The organism is uncultured Sunxiuqinia sp., from assembly GCF_947495665.1.
Lineage (GTDB): Bacteria > Bacteroidota > Bacteroidia > Bacteroidales > Prolixibacteraceae > Sunxiuqinia > Sunxiuqinia rutila.
Window position 1 is genome coordinate 486,757 of record NZ_CANLZV010000002.1, and the last position, 23,495, is coordinate 510,251.

The 23,495-nt window shown below is 44.8% G+C and carries 14 protein-coding genes; 7 read left to right on the top strand and 7 right to left on the bottom strand.

Annotation, left to right across the window (positions count from 1 at the left end; translation table 11 throughout):
• Positions 1-40: 40 nt before the first annotated feature.
• The 5 genes from Q1A18_RS04845 (at position 41) to Q1A18_RS04865 (ending at position 11,153) form a co-directional block, all read left to right on the top strand.
• On the top strand, positions 41-3,073 hold the full coding sequence (locus tag Q1A18_RS04845) for an efflux RND transporter permease subunit (protein WP_299577799.1): 3,033 nt from the start codon (positions 41-43) through the stop codon (positions 3,071-3,073).
• Entirely contained in the window at positions 3,073-6,201 is a 3,129-nt protein-coding gene (locus Q1A18_RS04850; RefSeq protein WP_299577800.1) for an efflux RND transporter permease subunit, read from the top strand. Before Q1A18_RS04845 ends, Q1A18_RS04850 begins: the two co-directional genes overlap by 1 nt.
• 170 nt (positions 6,202-6,371) lie before the next feature.
• Complete coding sequence (locus Q1A18_RS04855; RefSeq protein WP_299577801.1) at positions 6,372-8,768, top strand: TonB-dependent receptor; 2,397 nt, start codon at positions 6,372-6,374, stop codon at positions 8,766-8,768.
• Between the two features lie 281 nt (positions 8,769-9,049).
• On the top strand, positions 9,050-9,667 hold the full coding sequence (locus tag Q1A18_RS04860) for a DEAD/DEAH box helicase (protein ID WP_299577802.1): 618 nt from the start codon (positions 9,050-9,052) through the stop codon (positions 9,665-9,667).
• A 565-nt stretch (positions 9,668-10,232) separates the two neighbouring features.
• A complete protein-coding gene (locus Q1A18_RS04865; protein WP_299577803.1) occupies positions 10,233-11,153 on the top strand; it encodes an NAD(P)-dependent oxidoreductase in 921 nt (306 codons plus the stop codon).
• On the opposite strand, the gene Q1A18_RS04870 is transcribed toward Q1A18_RS04865, so the two are convergent.
• From Q1A18_RS04870 to Q1A18_RS04890, 5 genes are all read right to left on the bottom strand, one after another.
• Positions 11,121-11,921, bottom strand: a complete 801-nt coding sequence (locus Q1A18_RS04870; RefSeq protein ID WP_299577804.1) for an aspartate dehydrogenase domain-containing protein — start codon at positions 11,919-11,921, stop codon at positions 11,121-11,123. The genes Q1A18_RS04865 and Q1A18_RS04870 overlap by 33 nt on opposite strands.
• Positions 11,922-12,143: 222 nt before the next feature.
• Positions 12,144-13,130: a lipoate--protein ligase gene (locus Q1A18_RS04875; RefSeq protein WP_133465452.1), complete on the bottom strand. Its 987-nt coding sequence runs from the start codon at positions 13,128-13,130 to the stop codon at positions 12,144-12,146.
• A 259-nt stretch (positions 13,131-13,389) separates the two neighbouring features.
• Positions 13,390-13,842: an IS200/IS605 family transposase gene (tnpA, locus tag Q1A18_RS04880; RefSeq protein ID WP_299577805.1), complete on the bottom strand. Its 453-nt coding sequence runs from the start codon at positions 13,840-13,842 to the stop codon at positions 13,390-13,392.
• Positions 13,843-14,565: 723 nt separating this feature from the next.
• Complete coding sequence (locus Q1A18_RS04885; RefSeq protein ID WP_212733469.1) at positions 14,566-14,787, bottom strand: DUF5808 domain-containing protein; 222 nt, start codon at positions 14,785-14,787, stop codon at positions 14,566-14,568.
• Between the two features lie 1,109 nt (positions 14,788-15,896).
• Positions 15,897-16,592, bottom strand: coding sequence for a Crp/Fnr family transcriptional regulator (locus tag Q1A18_RS04890; protein WP_299577806.1), 696 nt, complete (start codon positions 16,590-16,592; stop codon positions 15,897-15,899).
• Positions 16,593-16,825: 233 nt separating this feature from the next.
• Here Q1A18_RS04890 and trxA point away from each other — a divergent pair, with 233 nt between their 5' ends.
• The gene (trxA, locus tag Q1A18_RS04895; protein WP_299577807.1) at positions 16,826-17,170 is read left to right on the top strand and encodes a thioredoxin; all 345 of its coding nucleotides are present in this window, start codon (positions 16,826-16,828) and stop codon (positions 17,168-17,170) included.
• Between the two features lie 48 nt (positions 17,171-17,218).
• A complete protein-coding gene (locus Q1A18_RS04900; RefSeq protein ID WP_299577808.1) occupies positions 17,219-19,495 on the top strand; it encodes an FAD-dependent oxidoreductase in 2,277 nt (758 codons plus the stop codon).
• Between the two features lie 59 nt (positions 19,496-19,554).
• On the opposite strand, the gene Q1A18_RS04905 is transcribed toward Q1A18_RS04900, so the two are convergent.
• Both Q1A18_RS04905 and Q1A18_RS04910 read right to left on the bottom strand, forming a co-directional pair.
• Positions 19,555-22,785: an ABC transporter permease gene (locus Q1A18_RS04905; RefSeq protein ID WP_299577809.1), complete on the bottom strand. Its 3,231-nt coding sequence runs from the start codon at positions 22,783-22,785 to the stop codon at positions 19,555-19,557.
• A complete protein-coding gene (locus Q1A18_RS04910) occupies positions 22,782-23,462 on the bottom strand; it encodes an ABC transporter ATP-binding protein (RefSeq protein WP_299577810.1) in 681 nt (226 codons plus the stop codon). The genes Q1A18_RS04905 and Q1A18_RS04910 overlap by 4 nt, the downstream gene beginning before the upstream one ends.
• Positions 23,463-23,495 lie beyond the last annotated feature (33 nt).

Sequence of the window (23,495 nt, forward strand, 5' to 3'; positions counted from 1 at the left end):
AATAAGCAACAACAGAAACTAAAATAACTCCCCTAACTGCATGGTAAAATTTCTTATTCATCGACCCGTTGCTGTGAGCATGGCATTTTTAGCACTGCTGTTAATTGGTATTGCCACCACCACCAGCCTGCCTGTTTCGCTAATGCCTGACATCGATATTCCAGTTGTTTCCATCCGGGTAACTTCTTCTGAGATGCCTGCCCGCCAACTGGAAAACACTGTTGTGAAAACAATGCGCAATATCCTCAAGGAGGTTAACCATGTTGAAGAGATGAGAAGCGAAACCCGGGATGGTTCAGCCTGGATTGAACTTCGTTTCCGGCACGGGACACCTATCGACCTGGCCTCTGTCGAGGTCAACGAAAAGGTGGATAAGGCCATGAACTTCTTCCCCAACAACATGGCCCGACCGGAAGTGATCCGCGCCAGTGCTTCGGATATCCCGATTTTCTACCTGATGGTGAACCGCAAACAGGAAACAACCACCGGTAATCAGGATGAATTCCTGCAGCTCAGCAATTTTGCCGGGCAGGTCATCCGCAAACGGCTGGAGCAACTTCCCGAAGTAGCTCTGGTTGACATGAGCGGGCTTCAATTTCCTGAAATAAAGATCCGCCCCTATCCGGCTCACCTCCAAAGTGGGGCATTCTCTGTTACAGCCTTGGAGCAGGCACTTGCCGAGAACAATATCGATTTGGGCAACCTGCTCATCCGCGATGGTCAGTACCAATACAACATCCGGTTTAACACCCGTTTGCGCGATGTGTCTGATATTGGCAAGGTTCCGGTAAACCTCAATGGCAAAGTCATGCGACTGGATGAGCTGGCCGATATTTCATTGCAATCACAAAAGCTACAAGGAAATGTAAAATACAACGGGCAACACGCGATAAGCATGGCTGTAATTAAACAGTCTGATGCCAAAATGGCCCGGCTCAAAGAAGAACTGGACCAAATGATCCAACACTTTCGGACGGACTACCCGGAGCTGGAATTCTCGGTTACCCGGGATCAATCCAAGCTGCTGGCCTACTCCATCAATAACCTCGGACAAAGCTTGCTATTTGGAGGTCTTTTAGCCTTTTTAGCGATGTTCCTGTTTCTTCGCGAAAGACGAGCCCCCTGGTTGGTTGGAGTCAGCATCCCAATTTCGCTGGTCATTACCTTATTGTTTTTTTACCTGGCCGGCCTGTCCATCAACATTATCTCGCTTTCCGGGCTTGTACTCGGAGTCGGCATGATGATTGACAACTCCATTATCGTCATTGACAACATTACCCAGCACCGGCAACGGCATGCCCAATTGGATCAGGCTTGCTATGGAGGAACCAACGAAATTATCCGACCATTGATCAGCTCGGTGCTAACCACCTGTGCGGTATTCATCCCGCTCATTTTTATGAAAGGGATGTCGGGTGCACTGTTTTTTGACCAGGCTGTTTCTGTTTCCATAGGACTGGTGGTCTCCCTGGTGGTTTCTATCACCCTTCTCCCAACCCTTTACCGTCTTTTCTACCAAAAGCATGCAATAAAAGGAACTAAAAAGAAGCTTCCGGCTTATTTCCACTGGTATGAAAAAGGCCTGAAATTCGTTCTTCGACATCAAATCCTCAGTATTTTGCTTGTTCTGGGGATGATTATCTCCGGAATCCTTTTCTACGATTTAATGACAGTCTCCCGCTTTCCCAAGGTGAGTCAGGAGGAAGCCACTTTAAAGATTGACTGGAACGAACCGGTAACCATCGAAGAAAACAACACACGGGTAAAGACCTTATTCGCTTCGCTAAGTGAGCAGCCCGAATACCTCACCGAGGAAGCCGGGAAACAACAATACCTGCTTAACTCCGGAGAAGAATCGGGAACTTCGGAAAATCACCTTTACCTAAAAGCCTCATCGCCGGAGAAGCTGGATAAACTTCGTGCCGAGCTAAGCACGCAGTTGAGCAGAAACTACCCACAAAGTGACTATCATTTTGCTGAAGCTGATAACCTGTTTAACCTGGCTTTCGGAAAAACTGAAGCTCCCCTGATCGCCCGGTTTGCCCACTTCAACCCCGGCAACGAGGACTACCTGGATCGTCTGGCTAAAATTCAGCAGAATATGGAACAAGCTTTCCCCGGGAAAGTGCAATCAAAACTGATCACCCGCAACCTTATTCTACTGGAGACTGATCCGGAAAAGCTGATGTTTTACCAAGTGAATACCGATGCCCTTTATCGCGAAATAAAAAGCGCCTTCAACGTAAATACAGTATTTTCAATCAACAACAACAACACCTTTGTTCCGGTAAGCATTGGCAATAGCTATGCATCAGTTTACGATATTATTCAAAACCTCATGATTAAAAACCAGAATGGAGAGCAAATTCCCTTATCGGGATTGGTGAAAGTCAGCTCCGGAAGTGGCTTAAAAGGCATTGTTGCCGGTAAGGAAAGTGAGTACTTCCCGGTTTTGCTGCAGGTCGAAGATCGTGAGCTGGAAACGGCCACCGCTAAAATCGAACAGCTGGTCGCCAATGACGACCATTTTGATGTCAGCTTTAGCGGAGAAATATTGGCAGACAAAGGCATGCTCAGAGAGCTTCTGGTGATTATCTCCGTCAGTTTGCTGCTGCTCTATTTCATTCTTGCAGCCCAATTCGAGTCCTTTGTCTTACCCCTGATTGTCCTTCTGGAAGTGCCCATCGACCTGTTTGGAGCCTTCCTCCTACTCCTTGTTTTTGGGCAAGGCATTAACATCATGTCTGCCATTGGGATTATTGTCATGACCGGGATTATCATTAACGACTCGATCCTGAAGATTGACACCATCAATAAGCTGCGCAACTCAGGAAACTCGCTGATACGTTCGATCATGGAAGCCGGACGAAGGCGGTTAAAACCAATTATCATGACCAGCCTGACGACCATCTTAGCCATGCTGCCTTTTCTTTTCCAGAAAGGAATGGGCGCAGAACTGCAAAAACCACTAGCGCTTGCCGTAATTGGAGGAATGGGAATTGGCACCCTGATCAGCCTGTTTTTTATTCCCTTGATGTATTATTTGCTGAACAACAAAAGAAGTGATAATTAATGAGCACTTTAAATCAAAAGCCGGCCTTTTCTGCCTTCTCCATCATAGTGGTGTTTTTGGCCCTGATGATTATTGGAATTGCATTTATTCCACTGCTGAATATCAGCTATCAGCCCAGTCGCAATTTACCACGGCTGACCATTCATTTTTCATGGCCCAATGCCTCCCCAAAAACAATTGAAGAAGAAAGTTCCAAAATTGAAGGAGTGTTGGGCAAAATCAGCCAGGTGAAAAATATTGAGTCGGTATCGTCTGTGGGGAATGGAAGAATTACACTGGAACTGGATAAAACCGCTGATTTAAACCAAAAGCGCTATGAAGTAGCCACACTTATTCGGCAGGTTCGCAACGACATGCCCGATGAAATGAGCTACCCGGAGATTACCTCCAGCTCAGTTAATAACAGCGATGCGGTGTCGTTCATGGTCTTAACGCTTAATGCCAGCTCATCAACCCACTACATCAAAGAAATAGCCAACCAGGCAGTTATTCCGGAACTATTGAAAGTGAATGGAATTGACGATATCTCGCTTCACGGGGCTACCCCTTACCAATGGGAAATTAGCTTTGATCCGGAGTTACTCAAAAACTACTCGCTTTCCCCCCAGGCCATCAGTCGTACCATTAACCGATTGGGCGACCGCTTCTTTTTGGGCAATCAAAAGAATGCTACCGGGGCTTTTATCCCTGTTTTAGCTTCCTCTGAGTACATTTTCCCCAGCGAATGGGGCAAACTACCAATTGCCAACAACAGTGGGCGTATTATCAAGCTTTCAGACGTTGCCAGCATAAAGCTCAAAGAAAAGCCACCAACCTCATATTATCGTATCAATGGAAGAAACACGGTCAACCTGGTTCTTTATGCTGCTTCGGGCGAGAATCAATTAAAGTTATCACAGGAAGTTCACCAGCGGCTAAAGCCTGTCCGGGAAAAGCTGCCAGCAGGTTATTCGGCCCTGGTTGTGGCCGACAGCACCGAATACATTCACGAAGAGCTGACCAAAATTGGCTTACGCACGCTTTTCTCACTAATTATCTTGCTGCTGTTCGTATTAGCCGTTAGCCGATCCTTTCGGATATTGGCTATTTTGTCCATTTCTCTGGGGGCCAACCTGCTTATTGCCTGCGTCTTTTATTACCTTTTAAAGGTTGAAATTCATATCTACTCGCTAGCTGCCATTACGGTCTCTTTCGGAATCATTATCGACAACAGTATCCTGATGGTCACCCACCTGCAAAAGCAAAAAGGACTGCGCGTTTTTATTTCCCTGCTGGCAGCCACCCTAACGACCCTGGGAGCATTATCGGTTGTATTTTTCCTGAAAGAAAATCAGCGGATTCTTCTCATTGACTTTACCTATGTCATGCTCATCAACCTCTCCGTTTCCCTGGTGGTTTCGCTATTCCTGGTTCCTGCCCTGATGGACAAACTCTATCATCAAAAACCAGATGCCAAAGTCCCCGTAAACATGCAACGAAGAGTAGTCAGAATCACCCGTTTCTATAGCCGGCTTATTGGTTTTGAGAAGCGCTACAGGTGGGCATTTTTTATTCTGATCATTCTTGCATTTGGTCTGCCAATCGGTTCTCTTCCTGACAAAATAGAACAAGAGACCAAACCAGCTGAGCTTTATAATAAGACCCTTGGTTCTGACAACTTTCAGTCCAACATTAAACCGGTACTTGAAAAGGTACTGGGTGGTTCCTTACGCCTGTTTACCGAGCATGTTTTTGAAAGTAGTTTCTATTCTGATCCGGGAAAAACAACTCTGTATGTGCGCGGCCAAATGCCGGACGGATGCACCATTCACCAGTTAAATGAAGCGATCCGGAAAATGGAACAATACATCAGCCAGTTTGATGAAGTCGCACAGTTTGAAACCCGAATCTCAGACTATAAAAACTCGTCCATTACCATTCACTTTACCAAAGAAGCAGAAAAGTCCTCCTTTCCTTTTATACTCAAGAGTGAGGTTGAAGCCAAAGCCATTTCGTTGGGCGGAATGGACTGGAGCGTTGATGGTGTTGGAAGAGGCTTTTCCAATGCCCTGAACATGGATCAAAAAAACAGCCACATTCTTTTAACCGGTTACAATTACGACCAGCTGTACAAATATGCCGGGCAATTGGAAGAAAAGCTTCTGCAAAACCCGCGTGTTGACAATACCGAAATCACCAGTTCAAATTCATGGAGAACCACATCTCGCTACGAATACCAGTTAACGGTTAATCAGGACTTGCTGGCCACACACAAACTGAACTATCACGACTATACCCGTTCGTTGTTTTCCCAGCTTTATACCCGCAACCTGGCTTCTTGTTACAACCAGACAGAGTTGCAGCCCGTGGTTTTAATGTCAGACCAAAACCAGGAATACAACAAATGGGATTTTTACAACATGCCGGTAGGCACGTCTCAAGGACAAAAGAAACTGTCGCAAGCCGGAGAGATCAAAAAACGACTGGTTGGGAAAAGCATTATCAAAAAGAACCAGGTATACCAAATCTACCTGAACTATAACTTCATAGGTCCCTCACCTCTTGGGAAGATGGTACAGGAACGTGAAATTGAAGCGATCAATGAAGTGCTGCCCTTAGGCTACAAAGCACAAAAACCGAAAAGCTTTTGGTATTGGGATCAGCGCAATAAAAAGCAGTATCATTTACTGTTACTTGTCGTGATAATCATCTACTTTATTACCGCCATCCTATTTGAATCCTTGTTGAAGCCCTTGGCTGTGATCAGCCTGATTCCAATTTCCTTTATTGGGGTTTTCCTGACCTTCTACTTATTTGATTTTAATTTTGACCAGGGTGGCTTTGCCTCTTTCATTCTGCTTAGCGGGTTGGTTGTTAATGCAGCAATCTATATCATCAACGATTTTAACAACCTGATATCAAGAAAGAACCAGCTTCCGACAGTTCGCAGCTACTTAAAAGCTTTCAATCAAAAAATAGTAGCCATAACACTTACCATCCTGTCAACAGTTCTGGGCTTAATCCCTTTTGTGTGGGGCGGACAACAGGAGGTCTTCTGGTTTGCATTTGCTGCCGGCGCCATGGGAGGACTGCTCTTTTCAATCATTGCCATTATATTCTTTCTCCCCTTGTTTCTAAAAATCAAATAAATAGCCAATAAAAGAAAAAAAGGAGCACTTTAATCTTTATTACTCCAAAATAACTCGACCATTTCGCAAACCTCGAACCGGATTAGCCGTAGAAAAAGACATTCAAGTCTCGAATGCGATTAATCCCCGGAATGATGTATCTGATTTGCTGTCGGTTAAAAGAAATTTTCATGCTCCTGTGTTGTACCCTGGTTTCAACTACTGGGTGGAGCCAAATTCAGGGATCGGTGCGTGATACCACAAACCTGCCGGTTCCTTATGCCAATGTTTTATTACTGAATCAGAAAGACTCCTCCATTGTATCAGCCGTTATGGCTACGGATGAAGGAACCTATAACATCACCAGTTTTCAGCCGGGAAAATACATTATAGGCACCAGCCTGATTGGATATAAGCCGGCTTACTCGCCCCCGTTTAGCATCGCCACCAGCAACGATCACCGCCACAACGATCCCATTTTCCTGGAAATGGACAACCAACAGATTAAGGAAGTAGATGTAGTAGCCAAGAAACCGGTATATGAACTTCAGATAGACCGAATGGTGGTAAATGTCGAAAACAGCATCACCGCCAGTGGAAACACGGCACTAGAAGTGCTGGAAAAATCGCCGGGCGTGGTGGTCGATCGTCAAAACAATGGAATCTCCCTGGTGGGAAAAAGCGGGGTGATGGTCATAATTAACGGCAAACGGACGCCCCTGCCTGTTGATGCGGCGATACAGATGCTGGATGGTATGAGTGCCGACAATGTAAAACGGATAGAATTGATCACGACTCCTCCCGCCAAATATGATGCGGAGGGAGATGCCGGAATCATCAATATCGTACTTAAAAAGCACGAAGATTTTGGCACCAACGGGTCCTTCAATTTAGGGGCCGGAGTAGCCACCCGCGAAAAGATGAATGCAGGTCTCAATATCAACCATCACACCAATAAGGTCAATTATTACGGAACTTACAATGTGAACTTTAACAACATCAGGCAACGTTTTGAATCCTACCGTCGATTGGTGCAATCCGGGGTGCAACTTGAGTCGGATGCCATTAGTCAGCGTAAACCCATGCTCCTGTTTCAAAACATCCGGATGGGCTTCGACTATACCATCAGCAGTAAAACCACCCTGAGTATGCTCACCAACGGCTATGTCCGCGATTGGGAGATGGATGCCTTTAACGATGTGCGTTATTGGGAGGATCAGCAGTTTTCCAAAAGTTCAATGCTGGAGTTGACTGAGACCAACAAATGGCTTCATGGGATGGGAAATATCAATCTTCGACATCATTTTCAAGAGGAAGAAGTACTTGACTTTAACTTCGATTACCTCAATTATTACAATGATAATCCATCGGACTATATCGTTGAAAACCGCGATAATGCTGATCAAATCACCTCAAGTGAAAACATAAAAGTAACCAAAACCACCCCTATTGATATCGTGGTAGGATCGCTGGATTATTCCAACCAGTTCAATGCTGATTTTAAGCTTGAAACGGGCGTAAAAGTAACTTATACCTGGTTTAAAAACGATGTAGGAGTTCGCTATTTGCGATCCGGCAACTGGGAGTTTGATCCGGAATTGACCAACAACTATTCACTGAATGAAGATATCCTGGCGGCCTACGCTTCGTTGCAGTATAAAATTGGAGATCGCACAAGTATTGTAGGCGGACTTCGTTACGAATACCTGAATTCCGTGTTGGATTCCGATACTGAAAAGGGAATTGTAGATTTGCACTACGGCAAACTATTCCCCACTTTTTACCTTTCTCAGAAACTGAACGAAAATAACACTTTCCAGTTCTCTTACAGTCGGCGAATTGACCGCCCCACTTTTAATGAACTCGCTCCGTTCATTATTTTGATGACACCGGAAACCTTCATTTCCGGCAATGAGAATCTGCTCCCGGCTTTCAGCAACATCCTAAAAGCCGACTACCAGTATAAATCTGCCATGCTTTCTTTTTCCTACACCGATACCAAGGATGCCATCTCCCGCTTTCAGCCAACTTATAGTGAAGATGAAACCAAGCAGTATTTTGTCTCCCGGAATTTTGATCAATCACAAACAATTTCCGTTTTGCTGGCTTTTCCGATAACTGTTACTGAATGGTGGAAGATGCAAAACAATGTTACTTGGGTGTGGAATCAGCTAAAAACCGACTACGAAGACATATACCTGGATATCCGTCGCGAAAATTACCGGATCAACTCCAGCCATAGTTTTACCTTTAGCCAAAGGGTTTCGGGGGAAGTTTCTGGTTTTTACCGGTCAAAGTCCAATTCAGGCCTTTATAAGCGAAAGCCTTCCGGACGGCTGGATTTAGGGCTGCAATGGAAACTGAAAAATGAAAACAGCCGTTTTAACCTGAACGTTACGGACCTGCTCAAAACCAATAAACTCAAAAGCGTTGCTGATCAGCCGGAACTGAATATTTATACCCGTTGGTATATTGACTTCGAGTCGCGTGCCATAAGGCTGACTTTCACCCACAATTTTGGAAATGAGGCGATAAAAGTGAGAAAACGCAATACCGCCTCGGAAGCAGAGCAAAGAAGGATCGATTAGCCAGCGATGAGCTTGTCTTCTGATGGTTAGACGTAGTTTAAGTTACTCAATGAAAAATATTCAGACACTTTCCCAAACGCTGTAGTTGACTTTAAATATATTATTCACATCGACAAAAGACTTCATAAAAGATATTCGCTACAGCGTATAAGTATGAGGTTTGTGCTATTCCTCTTGCTGGAATTTACTAGCTTTGCGCTCGAATATCATCCGGATAACGGGTTGCAAACACAGTATGCTGAGCAAACAGGAGCTGTTAACCGCAACATAAGAAAGAGAACATGAAATTAAAAAAACTATACCCAGAATTAGTAGCAGGCCTTATTGATCAAGGCTTGGATAAAGAACCCAAGCAAATCCAAACGAGTTGTATGCCCAAAATCAAGTCGGGAGCAGATCTGCTTGTATTTGCGCCTGAAGGAGCTGGAAAGACAACAATGATTGCGATTGGCGTCATTCAACAGCTAAAGGAAGCTATTGGAGAAGCTCCACGAGCAATTATCATGGTTGAAACCAAAGAAAAAGCCTTTGAGCTGGAGGAGCAAATTCAGGTTCTGGGAAAGCATACCAACCTGCGTACTTTTACCGTCTTTGAGCAGGGCAACCTGCTGTACCAAAAAGACACGATTTATGAAGGGCTTGATATTTTAATTGGAACTCCCCGTCGGATTAACGAACTGCTGAGTAATACCGGAATTCCCTGCTCCAACCTGAAACTATTGGTGGTTGACGATGCCGAAACCATTTTCCCAAACCGCGTCCATCCTGTTGTATATCGCATTACTGATGGTTCTGCAAAAATTCAGTGTTTATTATTTGCAAACAAGGGACACGATAAATTTGACGACCTGTTAGAGCGAATTGAGAAAAACTGGGAAGTGATTACCATCGAAGCTTAGTATAAGCAACACAAATACACTCCAGACAATATCAAATAACATGTTATAGCAAAGCGCAATAAACTCCCTCACTTGAATTGATTATAGAAGTAAGTCTATTTTGATTTAGCCCTCGTCTTTAAAGCATGCTGCTGCTCTATAAAGCAAAACTGATTGAAGGCTAGCCTTCAGCCGGTTTTAAATTCGGAGTTATTTAATCAAATAACCCTGTGCGGAGGTGTTGTATTGGTTAAAATTTGATACCGGCAGTCAGGTAAAATCCTTGTAGCTTAACCTTTTCATCCATATCCTTCAAAAACTCATTGAGGCCCCACTCATAAGAAGCATCCAGGTAGAAAATGGAGAATTGTTTGATTAAGCACTTTGCTTTGGCTATTTTTAGCCACTGTTGCTATTTGCAACAAATTCTGATACTGCCACCATAGCCAGTTTAAGCAAGTCATCCCTGTTTTTGTACTACGCATTCTCTTTTGATGAGGTGTTTGAGTGCATATGGAATAAGCTTAAAATGTCTAATGAATCAGTATCAGAAACTAAGTATGAAGAACAAAATAGAACTAGTATCATGTTTAAGAAACTTGTGGCAATTGAACCAGTTAGTTTAATTCCATCGGCAGAGAAAGCGTTAAATCAGTATGCAAAAGAAGTGGTCATGCACCAGGATATCCCTTCGGGTGACGATGAAATTATCCGAAGAATAGCTGATGCTGACGCAGTGTTGCTGAGCTATACGTCATCCATTAATCGGACAGTACTGGAGCAATGCTCCGAAGTAAAATACATTGGTATGTGCTGCTCGCTTTATTCACCGGAGAGTGCCAATGTCGATATTAAATACGCCAACGAAAAAGGGATCACCGTTACCGGCATTCGCGATTATGGCGACGAAGGCGTGGTAGAATATGTGGTGAGTGAGCTTGTGCGCTGCCTACATGGTTTTGGCACCAATCCCGATGGAAGCCAGGCAAAACCTTGGGATGGCATGGCTCGGGAAATTACCGGCCTTAAAGTTGGAATTGTGGGTTTAGGAAAATCGGGAGGTATGATTGCCGATGCACTTCATTTCTTTGGTGCAGACATCACCTACTTTGCCCGAAGCAAAAAAGAAGAAGCTGAAAAGAAAGGATATCAATTCCTCCCTTTGAATGAATTACTCTCGCAAAGCGAAGTGGTATTTTGCTGTTTAAACAAAAATACCATTCTGCTTCACGAAAATGAGTTTACCCAACTGGGAAACCGGAAGATTCTATTCAACACCGGACTTTCCCCTGCCTGGGATGAAGCTCCTTTTGCCCGCTGGATTGATGCCGACAATCGTTGCTATTGCGATACCCTTGGAGCTTTGGGAGATGAAAAGTTCCTTATTCATCCGAATGTGCATTGCATGCAGGTGTCAACTGGCCGCACCCGCCAAGCCTTTGTGCGCCTGAGCGAAAAAGTATTGGCCAACTTATCAGAATACGATCGGCGAACTGATATTGCGTAGCGTATTAACCACCGACCAGCCTGCAATTTGGGCTGTTTGACTATATACATCGATCACCGCATGAACCTGTTCATTCCGGACTTCAATGCGGTGATCGTCGCCAACAAAGTCTGGGGTTGATGTTACCGACACTAGAATGTCTTCGGGCCCCACCGAAGCCAGCGAAGCAGCTACCGCAACATTCACCTTGGTTGGGAAAAGTGCAATGGCCTCCTGGGCATTTCCTTCAAACACTTTTCGCTTTTCAGTTTGCAAAGCTTCGTCATACACCGAAGTTCCCTGCAGTGAGTTTGGCCCCTTTTCCGTGTCAAATGATACCGTTGTTTTGCCCATCAGCGAAGCGGTACGCAACACATCAAAGCCACCGGTTGCTCCTGATACGATATGCACACGTTGGCTGTTTTCCCGTGCCGTTTGCTCCACATCCTGATAAAACACACGATCGGCTAAAGCACCAATGGACAAAACCACCAACGATGTTCCGTTCTTTAAAGCTGGTAAAGCCAACTCTCTCAAGGCTGCTGGCGATGCTGATTCTACCAGGTAATCGGGCTTCAGTGCCAACAGTTCATCCAGCGAAGAACAAACTTGACAAGTATAATCAGAATCAGCTTTCACTATTTTATTGGCAATGGCTTCGGCCTTCTCTTTCGTGCGAGACAGCACTCCTACAAGCTGGTAATCGGGCAAAATCCCATTGATTAGAGCATCTGCAACAATCTCGGCCAGCTTTCCACAGCCTACAATAACAAGTCTTTTTGTATTCATAGTAATTGGTAATTTATTATGTCATTTTTTGCAGTAGTAATCATCGAAACGATGAAAAGCAAAGGTATCAAAAGTTTATTGAATAAGGCGAATAGCAAGCCTTACACCTTCTTCTATGATGTTTCTTCTAGTTAAAAAACGATAAAATAGTGTTGTTTAGCTGACAGCAAAAAGCGCTGCTTAAATCAGCACCATTTCTCCCTAAGTATTGCCTGGAAAGTTTTACTGAAACAAGTCAATGAGTTCATCCAGGCTAACTTTCCCAAAATAGTCCGTTAAGTTAACCGATGACAGCACGCGCCGGATATGTTCTGTTTCGTGTAGTTGTCCGGCCAGCAGTTCTTCCAGCTCCTCAATGGGCTGTGAAGCAAAAAAATCTCCGAAGATCCGAGCTTGTTGAATCACCCCCTTCTTGACATCGAGGTGCAACTCAATAAATCCGGCAGGAACCTTAATTGCTTTCTTGAAATTATAAGCAGGCGAACCTCCAAAGTTCCAATCCCAGGTGCTGTATTTTTCTTGAGCCAGCTGCTCTATTTCTGCTACCTCCTGAGGATTAAGTTCATGAATGTGGCTAGGTTCCGCATTTTCGCGAATGATTTGATCGATCAGCAATTGTTTGAACTTATCGATCGTTATTCCTCCCGGGAAATAGTCAATCAAATTAGTTACACGAGCACGGGCCGACTTCACGGCTTTGTCCTTAAACTTGAGCGGGTTAATTCTCAGGGCTTCGCTCAAAACCTGCATTTCCGAGTTCAAAAGGATGGTACCATGCTGAATCATCTTGCCATTACGGGCCAACTTAGCATTTCCGCTAAACTTCTTACCATCCACCAGTAAGTCGTTGCGGCCTTCCAACTTAGCAGGTACATCCAATCCATTCAGCATGTCAACCACGGGCTGTGTGAACTTCGAGAAATCCGAAAAATCCTCGTCACCCAGTGGCGTATGGAACGAAAAATTCAGGTTTCCCAAATCATGGTAAACCGCTCCTCCACCCGTAAGCCGCCGAACTACCTTAATCTGGTTTTCGGTGACATAGTCGAGATTGATCTCCGCCAAGGTATTCTGAAACCTTCCTACAATAATGGATGGCGCATTGATATAAAGCAAAAACAGCTCCTCCTTAGGGTACTTGTTCAGCAGGTATTCTTCGGTAGCAATATTGAAATAAGCGTTGTTCGATGGCGAGTCAATAATCAGCATAGTTCTTATTTTTTGCCAAAAATAGCAGTTTTTAAACGATAAACACTCAATAACAACGAAGGAAGGACTTGGTTTAATTTCTACTCACGAGGCGATGCCCATATGTTCATGCTATCAGCCCGTTGGGCTTTTAAGATTACATTCATTCAATTGCTCCTCCTTCATCTCGCACCAAAGGTGCATTCGCAAACAGGACAGGGCAACGCCCTGTTGCCGGATCATCAGCCAATCCTACAGCCCTGAAAGGGCCTGAGCCTAACTAATCCCACACATAACGCTCATCATATTCAACCTGGTACTTTTTTAAGAATGCCTGAAACTCTTCTTGAAATGTCTTTGTGCGGTGATGCTCTTCTTGGAAATTGATGTAGTTTGTAACAACATCAACTTCTGTGGGATTAACAGAAAAAGCACCGTAACCATTCTGCCAATAAAAGTTTTCGTATCGCTGTCCTTGTGTTTTCATCCATTTCGAGGAGTTCTTTTTCAGAGCTTCAATTAACTCGGCTTGAGAAATTTTTCGAGATAAAGTACATAGAATATGGACATGATCATTCGTTCCTCCTACACGAACAGGGTTACATGCCAATCCTTTACAAATACCGCCAAGGTATTCAAAGAGTTTAGTTTGAATGTCTTTATCAATTAACTTCGCGCGTTGTTTGGTGCTGAAGGTGATGTGTAGATATACTTTGGATAATGATTGTGGCATAGTTTACTCGTTTTGGTGAGACAATCGCTGTTGCCCTTTCAGGGCGTTATTTCATTGTGTAACCTGTGTTCATAGGGCGGTGCCCTATGCTCATGCTATAAGCCCGTTGGGCTTTTAAGACAACTTGTTTTCACAAGGTTATTTCGTTCTTTTTCCCGCGCCAAAGGTGCATTCGCAAACAGGACAGGGCAACGCTCTCTTGTCTGGGATGTCTTTATCAATTAGCTTCTCGCGTTGTTTGGTGCTAAAGGTGATGTGTAGATACACTTTGGATAATGATTGTGGCATAGTTTACTCGTTTTGGTGAGACAATCGCTTTTGCCCTTTCAGGGCGTTATTTCATAGTGTAACCTGTATTCATAGGGCGGATGCCCTAGGCTGATGCTATAAGCCCGTTGGGCTTTTAAGATAATTTGTTTTCACAAGGTTATTTCATTCTTTTTTCCGCGCCAAAGATGCATCCGCATCAGGACAGGGCATCGCCCTGTTGTCAGAGTATTCTCCAAACCAGTAGCCTTGAAAGGGCGTGAGCCTAATGGGAACTCCATATTCATTGGTCAATCTCCTAGGTCAACGCGATCAACCCGTTGGACTTTTTAAAATTATACAATATTTAGATAAATCCCTTTTCCTCCCGCACCGAAGGTGCATTCGCAAACAGGACAGGGCAACGCCCTGTTGCCGGAGCATCAGCCAGACCTATAGCCCTGAAGGGGCGTAAGCCTAACCAGTATAAGTTCCGAGCAAAATGATAATGACAATTAAGGCGATTAGTGCCGGCCAGGCGTACGGGTTGCCAAAGTTGAAGGTCCACCCCATCCAACGGCTGTATTTGGGAACAATCAGTCGTGGATCTTTGCGGTTAACGTAAAAAGGACCTTTCCAGTTGTTGAGATCCCGACTCATCGCATCCAGTAGTTCTTTTTCCAATTTCCTTCTTTTCATCTGTTCATTGATTTAATGATTAGCTTCTGCCCTTTTCAGGTCTAATAGTTTTTTTTCTAACCACCAATCCTTAAACGCCAAATTTCTAACTATTATAGCTATGCAAATTACTCAATTACTCCTAAAATTTCGCGATTAACCCACACCAAAGATGCAATAGTAGGTAATGTTTATCCCAATAAATATATGCATACAATCCGCAAAGGATCAAACTAAAAAGCCAATATGAATCTACCCAAATCCTCACAATAAAAGTTCGATTCAATCATTTTTAGGTGTTCTTGTTTAAGTTTTGCGATGCTAAAAGACTGAAAAACATCCCAAATTTGCAGCTAAAATTACTCTCTCAGACTGTCAATACTGATAACCCTCCCCCGCAAATTGTTGATAACCACACTGAAAACCAACAGGAAAACACCATAAAAGCCGCATCTGTCAGGCTATCTGAGACTTACCAACAATTGTTAATATCATCGGTTAATACATAGTTAATTTAAAACACTCAGAACTATTGACTTATATTTGATTTTCGCTGTACATTTGATAGTATCAGGTGAGCGATAAAAGACTGCTCCGAAGATGTGGAGGCGACAAAAGCTCTTAGTTGAGTCAGCGTCAAATCATCCAAACCTTCGGGTTTGCGCATCCAGAGAGCCGAAGTTTAAGCAACCAAAGATCCGTTCTTTACATGCTTGATTAAAACGAAAAACGATTGCTTCGGCATTCCCAAGTCGTTTTAGGTTTGAAGGCTGTTTTCGAAAAGGAATTCGTTCCCCGAAGAAAGCAGGCAATGGTGGGACTTCGGTTCCAAAACCACTGCCAAATGAGCAAATTGATGATCGTAAGACCAGCATTTCTCAGGAGCCATCAAAAACTTCGTCCGGTAAGACAAGCTTCGGCTTGGTCGAGCGGACAGCCGGAAGGCCTGCTGTAACAAGTATTGCCGGAACGCCAAGGGCTGAAACCCGAATCCTGGATTCATGGATCAGCCAGTCAAAATAACAGTAGCCTGACATGAACGACGATTTCGATCGTCAAGTAGTGAATGGGAGCTATTCATACCGAGTGGTTCCCATTGTTGTTTTTAGGCCTTTCAGAAAATCAGTCGCTTATCCCCGTAAACTAAGCTCTTCAAGGGTGTCACTTTTCAATAAAATGATGTCTTTGTCCCGTAAATCAATCAATCCATCCTTTTCGTAGCTTTTTAGTAGTTTAACAGCGCTTTCTGTTGAAATGCCGGCAAAGTCGGCCAAATCCTTTCGCGAAAGCAATTGAAAGATTTCAGGATTCTGAGCCTTAAAACCATTCAGGTACAACAGGGCTTCGGCTAAGCGACCATTCATTTGTTTGTAAAGCACATTCCGGATGGTTGCATACATACCGGAAGCTTGTTCGCAAAACCGCTGGATAAAGCTGGAAGCAAAAAGACCATTTTGACTGACAACTTTGGCAATAGCCTGTTTTTCGACCAGGAAAGCCATACAATCGGTCAGAGCAACCGTGGAGTAATCAAAGGTATTTTTCACAAAAGCAGAAGAAAGGCCGACAAATTCACCTTTTTGAATGATTTTCAGGTTGTATACCTTGTTGTTTTCGCCTTCCAGGTACTGACGAGCCAGACCATCGGCAATGAACAACACGTAAGAGGCAAAAGCCCCCTGCTTGGTCAGGTTATCGCCTTTTCGAAAGTGAACCTGTGTTTTGCTGGCTCTTACCAACTCTATTTCATTGGGCTCAAGCACTTGAAAACAGGGCGCATTGATATCGCAAATAAAATTCTCATCGGTCTCCAAAATCGTTTTCATGAATCAGTCGTTGTTTTGAATTCGTGAAGTTAGGAATAAATCAAGAAAAAAGTTGAGCCATTTCAATTCGAAAGTTGGAAAGCCAACAAAGGAAATCCTTCCGAAATCGCAGGATTCAAAATACTTTTGCCATCATCATTTTAAAACAAATTGAAATGCTCAAAATAATTCTTCTTATTCTCGTACTCGTTTTCGTTGCCTTTTTCATCCTGACAAAAATTGCACAAAGCAAAATGAAAAACACTCCCCTTGTTGAAGATCATCCAAAGATACTGACACTGACGGACAAGAACTTTCAGCAGAAAACGAAAAACAAATTGGTTCTGGTTGATTTTTGGGCCAGCTGGTGCGGCCCCTGCCGCATGATGGCTCCTATTCTAAATGAAGTATCCGATGAACTAAACGGCAATTCACTTGTCGGGAAAGTAGACATTGAACAGTACCAAAGCCTCGCTCAAAAGTTTAAAGTGCGAAGCATCCCTACCCTCATTCTTTTCAGAGACGGGAAGGAAATCAACCGGTTTGTCGGTATAAAAAACAAGGATTTTATCATCAAACAAATGGCAAAAGTTAGCTAGTCAGCAGCTTTCAACATTGGATTAAGAATACAAATTACGCAATAGATTATGGAAAAAATTGTCATTATAGGAGGAGTTGCGGCCGGTGCAACAGCAGCAGCTAAAGCACGACGAATCTCTCCAACAGCAAAAATTATTATGCTTGAAGCAGGACCAGATATTTCGTTTGCGAACTGCGGCTTGCCTTACTACATCGGAGGAGACATCAAAAGCCGCTCGAAACTAATTCTACAGAGTCCGGAAAGCTTCAAGGAACAGTACGATGTGGATGTTTATACCAACACCCGGGTAGTCGCCATTGACCGGCTGGGACATCAGGTAAAAACCACCAACAGCCTTACCGGAGAGGAACAGCATTTTGAATACACCAAGCTGATTCTGGCCCAGGGGGGAAAACCCATTAACCCGACACTTCCGGGCGCGGACCGGGATCATGTTTTTACCTTATGGACACTCGATGACATGGATAAAATTTCGGACCATCTGGAAAAGAAAAATCCGAAGAGTGCCGTTGTTGTTGGCGGAGGGTTCATTGGGCTAGAGATGGTGGAAGCACTTGTCAAGCGAGGCTTACATGTAAATGTTGTCGAAATGATGCCGCATGTAATGGGGCTCATGGAAGCAGAAACTGCCGGATTTATTGAAAACGAACTCTTAGCATACGGAGTCGGCATTCACACTGGTGCCTGCGTAACGGAGATTCATACCAATTCGGTAAAGCTGAACAATGAGCAAACACTTGAAGCCGACATGGTTTTGTTGTCTATTGGCGTGCGCCCTACCCTGCAACTGGCAAAAGATGCGGGTCTGCAACTGGGCGAAGCCGGAGGCTTATTGGTCAATGCGCAATTGCAAACTTCTGATCCTGACATTTATGCTGCCGGCGACATGGTTGAAATTGAGCACCGTGTAAGCGGACAGAAAGTACGAATACCTTTAGCTGGCCCAGCCAACCGGCAAGGACGCATTGCTGCAGAAAATGCCCTTGGAGGACAGCACAATTACAAAGGAGCGATTGGCACTTCTGTGGTGCGGGTTTTTGAAGCAGTAGCCGGAATTACCGGTTTATCCCTCAAGCAGGCACGTGCTGCCGGCATTGATGCTGATGCTGTGGTTGTTCATAAAGAACATCATACGTCCTATTATCCGGGAGCAGAAACTGTTACTAGCTTGCTGGTATATGACCGAAACACCGGGCTTGTTCTGGGAGGACAGACTGCTGGCTATAAAGGAGCAGACAAACGTCTGGATGTTATTGCCACTGCCACAGCTGCCGGGCTAACAATCAGCGACCTGGCTGATATCGACTTTGCTTACTCTCCTCCAATTGGAACGGCTAACGATGCCATCAACATGGCTGCCTACACCGCTGAAAACCGGCAATCAGGCTTCAGTCCATCTGTTACGGCTTCGGAATTGGATGAATTTCTGGCCAACAGCAATCCGGTCATCATTGATGTACGTGATATCTTCGCTTTTGAAAAAAGCCATATTGAAGGAGCCATGCACATTCCATTGGAGCTGTTACCCCAACAGCTTGACACTATTCCTGCCAACCGGCCCATTTTGGTTTATGATGAAACCGGGAAGAAAGGCCATCAGGCGCTACGAACATTGGTAGGTGCCGGCTTTCATTCGGTGACAAACTTATCCGGAGGGCATATTTCCTTGCAGCGGCAAGCCCGAACCATCGGCTTTAGTTCCATTGCCATCAATTTACTTCCTGTAGAGAACAAATCACTGGAAGAGGAAACTACGGAAAAATCGGAACAGCAACCAGCGCAGGTTAAAGATGACCACTCACCGCTTGTGGTTGATGTCCGCACTCCCGAAGAATTTCAGGCCGGAGCCTATCCTGATGCCATCAATATTCCGATGGATGAGTTGATGTATCGCTTTGAAGAACTGGGCAGCAATGCTTCGCGCGAAATTGTGGTTTATTGTGCCACAGGAGCCCGTTCGGCCTATGCACAGCGCATGCTCATGCAAATTGGGTACACCAATGTCAGCAACGGCGGCGGATTGACCGCGATGATGGCCAGGCAGCATTCAAAATCAGAATCCCATAGTACATCCAACGAACCGCTGGTAGTTGATGTCCGTACTCCGGAAGAGTTTCATGGAGGGGCTTATCCTGATGCCATCAACATTCCGCTGGATGAATTGGCTTCACGCGTGCATGAACTGGGCAGTAAATCGCGGGAAATTACACTCTACTGCGCCTCGGGAGCACGCTCAGGCTACGGACAGCGCATGTTGCAGCAAATGGGTTTCACACAAGTCAGCAATGGCGGAGGAATCATGCATATGATGATGCGCCGGTAAAATTTTCAGCAAAAAATGAAGGGAGCCTTTCAGTTTGAATGGCTCCCTTCATTTATGCATTAATCATTCCGAAGTGTTTCATACAGACGGCCTCGCATGGCCAATCGGTTACCAATAAACACCCAAAGCCAGGCACTTGCCAAAACGATCACAAACAGCATTAGGCTCCAATAAATTAAACCGTAGTAAAGCGATGAAAGCAAACTGGGCAAGGCTGAAAGCAAGGCCGGAATTAAACCCAAAGTCAGTGACAATAAAACAATAAGCAGATTGCCACGCAAAAGCATCCTTCGAATGGTTCGTTTGCGAAAACCGGTAGCTTCCAGCAAAGCCAACTGCGGGCGACTTTCATAAATACTCCGGAAAATGATGATGCCCAAGCCAATCGTTCCGATTAACAAGCCCAGGGCACCCAACATCAAAAAGATATTCAGGTAGGTGTTTTCAATTTGATAAAAGAGCAGCAAACGCTCTTTGGCAGGTGTAATTTCCAAACCATAATTTCGAAAAGCCGTGCGTAAACGATCCTCTTCGTCACTTGAGGCATCGATTAAAAATACCTGCGAGCCACTCACCGATGGAAAGTGTGTATAAAACAAACGATCAGCGATTAGGATATTCCCTTGGAAAACAGAGTTTGCCAACCCGCCAACCAATTTCAATACAATGGGCTCTCCGGCTTCATTCTGGTAAACCAGTGTATCGCCAACCGATTTGCCCAGCCCCCATTTGATGACCGTTTGGTCTGCAACTGCCGGAATTTGTCCGTTGGGTAATGGTTCTTCCAGGCTTAGCCAGGGATGTGCCGCATTCAGCTCTTCCGATAGTGCCACAAAAGTAAACGCCTGTCGCTGATCAAACCGGGCAACATCGAAACCCAAAACACGCGGACGTTGCACGCGATTCAGGTTTAAACAACTGGCATCATCACCCGCTAGGGCCTGCATTTGCACAAACTTGGCCGAAGAATCTTCCAGCCCTAATTCGAAACGGCCTTCCGGCGAATTCAGATCAAAAAGAACCGGAAAGCTTGTCTGAGCAAAATAGGAATATCCGCCGGTTCCCGAAGAGGGCTGATCGGCGTTTCGCGTTAAATCCTTCCGATTCAGACCTGTAGAAAGAACCAAAAATACACCCACCGATAAAAAACCAATGATGAGCATACTCCTGCGCCGATCATCCAGCATCAGCTTGAAGGAATAGTATTTAACTGAAAGTTGCCTGGCTGGCTTTTTCGCTTTCCAGATGAAGAAGTAATTTACCAATAAGATTAAGCCCGGCATTAGCCCAAAGCCACTGGTGAAGAAGATCTCTGCATTTAACTCCTCACCAACTCCTTGCCACAGCATCAATAAAAACGAACCAAGCACCAAGCCTGTTCCCAGCCATAAGGATGTTTTTCCTGTCTTTGCTTTTTTCGTTTGTCTTTGTTGCATGGCAACAATTGGTTGATTGGCATATTTTTTCAGCATAAACCAAACCGTCACCAGACAAATAAGCGCAACAATCAAAACAGCCTGAATAATGGCCATTGGGGTGATGTGAATATCAAGAATTGATGTGCGTACAATATCGCGCCAAATGCTATTGATTGCGTCCATAATCAGGCTGTTGTAGCCCAATCCGAAGGGCAAACCCAGAAAGATACCCAGCAAAACCAGTAACACTGATTCGGCAAAAAACAACCGCCGGATTGTAGCGGATGAAAAACCCAAGGCATGCAGGGTGCCAATTTCTGCCCGTCGAAATTTCAGATACAGTTGAAACATAAGGTAGGCCAGCAAGAGTGCCGCAAAAAGCACAAAAAAACTCAGACCGATAAAAAGTCCACCAAAGTCAGTTCCTTGGTTGGCAGCCTTCAAGCCCGAAGATCTGGCATCTTTCACCTGAAAACCGACATCCTGTGGTTGTATCTCAGTCAAAACACGCCGGGTAAAATCTTCAGCATGCAAACCATTTAACCGAACAGCTGTTGACCTCCCAAATCGATTTCCCCAAAGCTTCTGAGCTGTTTTTAAGTTGACAAAGGCTTTGGGTGTTCCTTTATATTTGTTCCAGTAATCCTCATCCTTTGGCCGTATTTCCGACAAATCAACCGGCACTCCGGTTTCCCAATCGCTGCAGTGCCCGGCATCCGACAAACCTGGGATATCCGGCATTAGCATAAGATCAGCCCACGCCCCTTCCATGTCCACAATTTTCGACACACGAAACCAGGCAGACTTTTCTTCCAACTGACGCAAAGGGCCCACTTCAAAGTAGCTCATCATGATCGAATCTCCGGACTTGGCCTGCAAATCAGCCGCCAACCAACGGTTGAACATGATTTCCTGATCGCCTAGTTCCAATTGCTCAAGAGGTAGTCCAGCCACAAAAGAGTAAGGCGTACTTTGGTTACGATTGGTCAGCTGGTTGACAAAATAAGCAAACACCGGATAGGTTTCCGGTTGCTGAAGTAAGCGTTCTGCAACGGAAGGCTCTATAAACACCCGGTCCGAAATCAATTCCGTATAATTGAGCGCTTCATTCTCCCGGATCGAAAGGTTCAAATCCTTTAGGGTCCAGTTTGTGGCAATGCGTTCGTACAAGCCTGCTTCATTCAATCCGGAACCACTAACTAGCAGCACATTCGCTTTATCGTCCAAATCCATTTCGTGATTGAGAAAATCGCGGGAAAGAAAAATATTTTTAGGGGCCGATTGAATATTCTGTAGGTTGAAATTGCCCGTTTGTACCTGACTCGCGATCGCTTTTACTTTTACCCGAAACGAAATTGTATTTTCTTCGGCTGAAACAAAAGGCGTATTGGCCGGAAAAGTACTTAGCTTATTAACACGCAGCAGCAGCTCCTCTCCCACTTTTACCCCTAATACCTTTGCCAGCGTTTCGTTTATAACCGCTTCATTTGTAGCCAAAGCATACAAGCTATCGGTTCCGGCAAAGGCATTAAAATCTGCCGATATGCCCCAAACCTGCAGCTGATTTGCCCGTGCTTGTCCGCCGTTCAGCACGCCCATACCGTTGGTAAACAGCAGCGAAGTGGTTTCTATTTCTTCGGAAGAAACAGCCTTTGCCAACTCCGCCTGAAAAAGGCGCTCACCACCAGTTACTACCCAATTGGTTTGCCCCAAGCGCTGCAAGGTAATTAGCTGCAGGCTGTAGGACACGGAATCGCCAATGATGAAAGCACCCAACAAAATAGCCGTACTGAGTGCCACCCCGAATACAATGGTCAAGTTTAATTTCCAAAAGTGAAGCAACGATTTAAGGGCGTAACGAAATCCATTCATGATTGAACCAGTTGTAGTTTCCCGTTTTCAAGTTGGTAAATCTTATCCATTTTTGAAGCCAAACTCATGGAGTGTGTCACAACAATCAAGCTGGTTTTTTCTTCTTTATTGAGCTGCAGAAGCAAATCAGCCAGCTGATCTGACGAATGCTGATCCAATGCGCCGGTAGGTTCATCGGCCAGCACAATTTTAGGTTGATTAATCAACGCGCGGGCAACAGCCGTCCGTTGGCACTCTCCGCCAGATAGCTCTCCGGGCTTTTGATTTTGCAATTCACGAATTCCCAGTTTTTGCGTCAATGTTTCGGCGCGTTGGCGACTCGGATCATCCACTTTCTTTTGCCGGGCAATGACGGGAAGCAAAATATTTTCAACCAAATTGAGCTGAGGCAGCAAGTGATGCAGCTGAAAAACAAAGCCAATGGATTGGTTCCGAAACTCAGCCAGCTGCTTTTCATTTTTGCTGAATACAGACTCACCATCCAGAAGCACCTCTCCTGCATCAGGGTGGTCGAGTGCCCCCACCATATTGAGCAAAGTGGTTTTTCCGGAACCGGAAGGCCCGACAATGGCAACACTCTCACCATCGTTTACCGTCAGATTTAGTTCATCTAAAATGACTCGTTTCTTCCCTGATCCGGAATAAAAACTTTTGCTTAGCGACTTGATTTCAAGCATAGATTTGTGATTTTTGGTTTTTGAGTGGCTTCA

What these genes read in the sequence shown, in the direction of transcription:
- Q1A18_RS04845 (WP_299577799.1), top strand. Translation starts at nt 41, where the DNA reads ATGGTAAAATTTCTTATTCATCGACCCGTTGCTGTGAGCATGGCATTT.
- Q1A18_RS04850 (WP_299577800.1), top strand. Translation starts at nt 3,073, where the DNA reads ATGAGCACTTTAAATCAAAAGCCGGCCTTTTCTGCCTTCTCCATCATA.
- Q1A18_RS04855 (WP_299577801.1), top strand. Translation starts at nt 6,372, where the DNA reads ATGCTCCTGTGTTGTACCCTGGTTTCAACTACTGGGTGGAGCCAAATT.
- Q1A18_RS04860 (WP_299577802.1), top strand. Translation starts at nt 9,050, where the DNA reads ATGAAATTAAAAAAACTATACCCAGAATTAGTAGCAGGCCTTATTGAT.
- Q1A18_RS04865 (WP_299577803.1), top strand. Translation starts at nt 10,233, where the DNA reads ATGTTTAAGAAACTTGTGGCAATTGAACCAGTTAGTTTAATTCCATCG.
- Q1A18_RS04870 (WP_299577804.1), bottom strand. Translation starts at nt 11,921, where the DNA reads ATGAATACAAAAAGACTTGTTATTGTAGGCTGTGGAAAGCTGGCCGAG.
- Q1A18_RS04875 (WP_133465452.1), bottom strand. Translation starts at nt 13,130, where the DNA reads ATGCTGATTATTGACTCGCCATCGAACAACGCTTATTTCAATATTGCT.
- tnpA (WP_299577805.1), bottom strand. Translation starts at nt 13,842, where the DNA reads ATGCCACAATCATTATCCAAAGTATATCTACACATCACCTTCAGCACC.
- Q1A18_RS04885 (WP_212733469.1), bottom strand. Translation starts at nt 14,787, where the DNA reads ATGAAAAGAAGGAAATTGGAAAAAGAACTACTGGATGCGATGAGTCGG.
- Q1A18_RS04890 (WP_299577806.1), bottom strand. Translation starts at nt 16,592, where the DNA reads ATGAAAACGATTTTGGAGACCGATGAGAATTTTATTTGCGATATCAAT.
- trxA (WP_299577807.1), top strand. Translation starts at nt 16,826, where the DNA reads ATGAAAAACACTCCCCTTGTTGAAGATCATCCAAAGATACTGACACTG.
- Q1A18_RS04900 (WP_299577808.1), top strand. Translation starts at nt 17,219, where the DNA reads ATGGAAAAAATTGTCATTATAGGAGGAGTTGCGGCCGGTGCAACAGCA.
- Q1A18_RS04905 (WP_299577809.1), bottom strand. Translation starts at nt 22,785, where the DNA reads ATGAATGGATTTCGTTACGCCCTTAAATCGTTGCTTCACTTTTGGAAA.
- Q1A18_RS04910 (WP_299577810.1), bottom strand. Translation starts at nt 23,462, where the DNA reads ATGCTTGAAATCAAGTCGCTAAGCAAAAGTTTTTATTCCGGATCAGGG.